We start from the raw sequence: 5,516 nt of genomic DNA, 5'->3' as shown, positions 1-5,516 counted from the left end.
AATCCTACATGAATCCTTCCAATTAATTCAGTTTGTGATGCCATTAACTTCCACACGGAATAGTTCTTTATATGGTACATTCATAGGATTAGAAAAATCATAAAAAACAAGCTCATAAGGCTTGCCCAATAACATCCAACAACAACTAATATTTTTTGTCATTGGAAATACATTATTTCCGCCCAACAGAACCCTTGCCCCTCATAAGCCTCTTCGGGAACATAATGTTTGGTTTCTTTATTTGATAAATGAACAATGGAATATCCCTGATAATCGAGTCCACACAACAAATACTCTACACTGTTCATCTCCACCCAACTGAATAGAAAAGGGTCGAAATTTCTATATATTATGTCTATGGTATTATGGTCTATATCCGTAACGATTCCTTTTGTGTATCTATATCTTCAATTACCTTCTTCATGATAAAAATTTTGAATTTCTAGTTTATACTTACCTGAAGGTGAATGAAAATTATCTGTTTCATTGGGTTTATAATACTTATCTTGAAAATAATACATCATCTCATCTCTTTCAGTAAGAAACCGAGAATCCTCAACGATGCTTCTCATACTCTGTCACCTCACGTTATCGTTACAAATTAAACCATATTATTGAACGTAAAATATGACAAATAAAAATGGATAGAGATTTAGATTTTCTCTAAATTCTCTATCCATTTCTTTTAATTATTTACACCTGGTACAGATATATCACCGCACCATTGAGTAGTATTATAGTGCATCTCACATGACAGGTTTTACAGTCGAACATTTGAGGACTACACCCCAACGGAAAGACTTCATGACCGATGAAACCTATGAACGAAGACTAAGAATTCCGTTATTCTTATTCCTATCGGCGACAAAGAAACTGCCTTCATTCTAGTAAGGGCGGTATAAGAAACCGCCCTACCCACCAGTGCCTGACGAAATAAAACTACTGCACCAAACGTGTGCCCTCTTAAGATCCGTATGAAATTTTCTCGATATGTCCCTGCATTATTGGCATGTGTGTTAGTCGCAAACACATCTAACACTGCATCAGCTAATTAGATCCTGAGTACTGCTGAATAATATAATCTGCTACTTCCTCTGCTGCAACGTTCGAAACATCCACTTTCGTTGTATTCAGTTTCTCGTAAAGAGGAATTCGCTCCAGGCTTCTTGCTAGTATATCTTCCGTGCGAATCCCTGCATCAATATCCTTAACCAATCGCTCTCTTAATCTGTCCGGACTGCATATCAAGGAAATAAGATGCACCTTACAGCCTTGCGTATCCAGACGCGAAAGGATCTCATCAATAATTTCTTGCTGATGCATGACCCAGCAGAATACAATATTTTCAATAACGGAACATTTAATAAAATTATTCAAGACGAAGCAAATATTCTGCATGACCATTTCTTTAGTCTCATCGGTCACTTGAAACGGCCTCATATCCCAGCACCAGTCGCCGTCAAGAAAAACGCTGTTGTTCAATTTACTCTTCATAATCTGGCAAGTGGTCGTTTTTCCTGTCCCCATTGTACCGCCAATCAGAAAAAGATGTTTCATATTAATGTTTACTTCAAGCCCCTTTATTTACCATTAATACTACCGACTCCACATGTGTGGGGTGCGCAAAATAGACAGGCTTTAGACTTTTGATGTGACAGTATTCGCTAAAGCATCATTTGGTGCCATAATGAAGCACCTTCTAATCGTCGTTTCGTAAATTGGCATCGTACTGCCTAAACTTAAAGAAATTGCTTCTCTTAACCCTATCAGGGTCTTTCTTCATTTGTTCAAGAACAATCTGCTTCTGCTTTTCGGACATTTCTTGTTTTGAGGAATATTCTTTCATGTATTCCATAGCTTCTCCCATTAAAGGGCTTTTTACATATTGAGGAGTTTTCATGGTGCCTTGATTCAAATGAATGAGAGTGTTCTCCCACTTATCTTCGTCACTCTTTTTGATGATCGTACAAATCAGTATACCAGCCAAATTCGAGTAAACGTAATATCCTTCTCCATAACCATAAGTAATGAAAGTGTATCCAAAAGAACTCGTTCTAAAAAACACATGCGGATTATGGGAAACGATTTCGTCGGTAGTTCTTTCGATTGTATCGAAGAAAAAAATATGATTTTCTATATCTCCAATATCGTTTCGTTTGCCAAGGAGATACTCCTTTAAAGTTCTTTCGGCATATATCAGTTTTTCAAGAGCGTGGACAGGAATATCGCCATCTCTGACAAAATCAAGTATGTCTAGGTACAAATTCCTCCAATTTACGGAACTGACAAAATAATTTAACCAACTTTCGTAAACAAAGTTAGAAACTGAATTATTTTGAAAGGGATGAAAAACCTTGTTTGCAAAAGCAGTTTCATTGCTTGAAAAAATATCCTCGCAATTGCCGCACAATAATGGACGTTTTTCTCCATCCTGTAGTCTCTTGTTAACGTTAGCCGTACTTCTCATATATCCGGTTGCCGAATTTTCATTATGTATCTGTACACGAATTTTGAGATGATATGACTGTTTTCAAGTTCTGCTTCTTTATCGCAAAGAGCGCATTTTGGCAAGATAAGTTCCTCCATTTTCGTAATTAAATTAACCCGAGCTGTAATATGCGAACGTACGCTTCTCTTATTCCATTAAATAATGTAGAATGATAAGATGCAATGTTTTTAGGAGGTACCCCCTGTGAGAAATAGATTTACCGCAATAGACCTCTTTGCCGGAGCGGGTGGAATGTCTCTAGGATTCGAGCAAGCAGGATTCGATGTGCTCGCGGCCGTTGAATATGATCCGATACATGCTTCGATTCATCAATTTAATTTCCCGGAGACCAAAGTGATTTGTGCCGACGTAAGCAAAATAACCGGAAACGATATTTTGCAAGCAATCGGGAAGAAACCTGGCGAAATAGATGTAATTTTCGGTGGGCCGCCCTGCCAAGGCTTCTCGATGATTGGCAGAAGGTTGGAAGATGATGCAAGAAACGTTCTGCTACTTCACTTTTATAAAATCATAAGCGAAATCAGGCCTAAGTACTTTGTAATGGAAAATGTTTCAGGTCTGACGCAAGGAAGCGCAAAAAATTTGTTAGAAGTAGTAATTAGCGAATTTCAGGGCATCGGTTACGAAGTTACCTTGCCGTACCGAGTTCTAGACGCTTCGCATTTCGGAGTGCCGCAAAGCAGAAAACGATTATTTCTCTACGGAGCATATCAAGGCAATCCAGTCGTAACATATCCAGAACCTACCCATGTACCAAGAACGATTCGGGGGGAAATCCCAACTCCAAAACAAGGGCTTCATTTGGGTACTTCGGTAGCGGAAGCGATAGGCGATTTGCCGAACGTCGATATGTTCGATGATTTGCTAAATCAAGATTCGATTCAATATCATATTAGTCCTATTAGCGCATATGCCAAGTACATGCATGGCTTATTGGAAGATAAGAACGACCTTTCGGCACCGAGAATTTTCGATAACACCCTGCTAACTTCTTCTATGCGCACAAAACATAACAAAGAATCAATGGATCGTTTTATCCAAACGGAACCTGGAACGGTTGAACCGGTCAGTAGATTCTTGAAATTGCATCCAGAAGGTGTATGCAACACATTGCGAGCGGGGAGCGATAGCAAGCACGGTGCATTTACAAGTCCGCGCCCTATTCATTATCTGTATCCGCGAGTTATTACTGTTAGAGAGGCTGCCCGACTTCATTCTTTTCCGGACTGGTTTAGATTTCATGTTACCAAATGGCATGGTTTTAGAGAAGTAGGCAATGCGGTACCTCCATTGTTAGCTAGGGCAGTGGCGAAACAGGTGGCTGTTGCTCTTGGAGGGAATGCAGTAAAAGATGAGGAACCGATTGTATTATCGAACGAGCAATTGCTAACTTACAACATGACTGCCGCGGCGAAAGAACACAATGTCTCTAAAAACGTTATTGGTACGAGAGACCGAAACGTAATGATAGAGGGAGGGAGCAGGGTAATGTCTAAATACGACAAAATAATAGCGGATGTTTTTTTCTCGTACTATCAGACCGGATGTCGAGAATTTGATTTTGTTCGTGAAGATATGGAGAGGTCAGCCGTAAAACTCGGAATCAAACTCCCGAAAAATATTGGGGACATCATTTACTCGTATCGATTCAGAAAAGCCTTCCCAAAAGAAATTTTGGAAACCTGCACTAACGGCGAAGAATGGGTAATCGAGGGAATCGGGGATGCGAAATATCGTTTTAAGTTGCTCTCTTCAAGTGCGAAGATCAATCCGAATCCAAATTTATACCAAATAAAAATCCCGGATGCCACTCCAGAAATTATCGCAAAATATGCTCCAAATGACGAACAAGCATTGTTGGCTAGAGTCCGTTACAACAGACTTATAGATATATTCACTGGCATTACGACTTACTCGTTGCAAAATCATTTGCGCACCAAGGTGCCTTCAATCGGACAAATTGAAATAGACGAGATTTATGTCGGAGTTAACAAAGTAGGGGAGCATTTCATTATTCCCGTACAAGCGAAAATCGGTAACGATTCCATCGGTATTGTACAGATCAAACAGGATATCGAGTATTGCAAGTATCGTTATCCGACGCTACAACATAAGGCAATCGCAGTACATTCGAGTCCGAGCGCACCGGACGTAATTGCGATATTCGAGTTAATTCTGGACGGCGACTCCCTTTTCGTAGCAGACGAAAGGCACTATAAATTAGTTCCTGCTTCGGAAATATCGGAGGACGACCTGCGTACAATGTCAAGACTAGGGAAACAATAACGTATTTATCGCCCAAGTTCAATCGACTTGGGTTTTTCTTTTATTTTGAGAACGATCTTATCGATTGTCCCTTGAAAATCATTTTTCAATTCATGCTCCCATATTCGGATTACATTCCAGCCGATTTTTTTGTAATATTCGTTAACTTCGAGGTCTCGTTGAATATTCCTTTGAATTTTGGATGTCCAGTATTCCACATTTGATTTGGGAATCTTACAATGCAATGGACAACCGTGCCAAAAACAAGAATCGATAAACATCACTATTTTGTACTTCTTGATCGCAACATCCGGTTTCCCGGTCAGCGATTTAACGTTTTTTCTAAAGCGGAGTCCTTTGTGCCATAATTCTTTTGTCACTTTGGATTCCAGTAAGGTATTTTTGCCTTTAACCGCCTGCATAAGTTTGCTTCTTTGCTCCTTCGATAATCTGTCCGCCAACTTATCAGTCCCTTCTTCAAAACTTCGATATATTAATCATAACCAATTCAATGTGAGTACAACTCGTTTTCAAAAAATTTTATGCAAAACAAACGACCATTACATTTTCAATATTCAGGATTACCACTGATTCGACACAGGGTGTCCTTTTCTATTCGCCTTCTTTTAACCGCCCTTCAAAAGAGGTTCGTGGCGTTTACAGTGCCCACTAATGACCCTATCCTGTCACAGATCGCACATGATACAATCGATCTGCAAATATTCAGAAATATCCTTTTGCT

4 protein-coding genes are annotated in these 5,516 nt (G+C 39.5%); 1 reads left to right on the top strand and 3 read right to left on the bottom strand.

The window, feature by feature from the left end; all coding sequences use genetic code 11:
- Positions 1-1,047 precede the first annotated feature (1,047 nt).
- Entirely contained in the window at positions 1,048-1,557 is a 510-nt protein-coding gene (locus tag PXY01_RS21830) for an AAA family ATPase (RefSeq protein WP_127573227.1), read from the bottom strand.
- A gap of 142 nt (positions 1,558-1,699) precedes the next feature.
- Positions 1,700-2,467: a hypothetical protein gene (locus PXY01_RS21825; RefSeq protein WP_174721862.1), complete on the bottom strand. Its 768-nt coding sequence runs from the start codon at positions 2,465-2,467 to the stop codon at positions 1,700-1,702.
- A gap of 225 nt (positions 2,468-2,692) precedes the next feature.
- Between PXY01_RS21825 and PXY01_RS21820 the strand changes: the two genes are divergently transcribed.
- Positions 2,693-4,795: a DNA cytosine methyltransferase gene (locus tag PXY01_RS21820; protein WP_218028245.1), complete on the top strand. Its 2,103-nt coding sequence runs from the start codon at positions 2,693-2,695 to the stop codon at positions 4,793-4,795.
- Positions 4,796-4,800: 5 nt separating this feature from the next.
- Here the strand turns inward: PXY01_RS21820 and PXY01_RS21815 are convergent, their stop codons facing one another.
- Positions 4,801-5,235 (bottom strand): very short patch repair endonuclease, encoded by a 435-nt coding sequence (locus tag PXY01_RS21815; RefSeq protein ID WP_127573225.1) that lies wholly within the window; start codon positions 5,233-5,235, stop codon positions 4,801-4,803.
- Between the last annotated feature and the right edge of the window lie 281 nt (positions 5,236-5,516).

The sequence above is a fragment of the Paenibacillus xylaniclasticus genome (assembly GCF_004001065.1).
Lineage (GTDB): Bacteria > Bacillota > Bacilli > Paenibacillales > Paenibacillaceae > Paenibacillus_T > Paenibacillus_T xylaniclasticus.
Note: the sequence above shows the minus strand (reverse complement) of the source record. Positions and strands in the feature narration are given on the sequence as shown.

Coding starts and splice junctions, on each gene's coding strand:
- PXY01_RS21830 (WP_127573227.1), bottom strand. CDS start 1,557: ATGAAACATCTTTTTCTGATTGGCGGTACAATGGGGACAGGAAAAACG.
- PXY01_RS21825 (WP_174721862.1), bottom strand. CDS start 2,467: ATGAGAAGTACGGCTAACGTTAACAAGAGACTACAGGATGGAGAAAAA.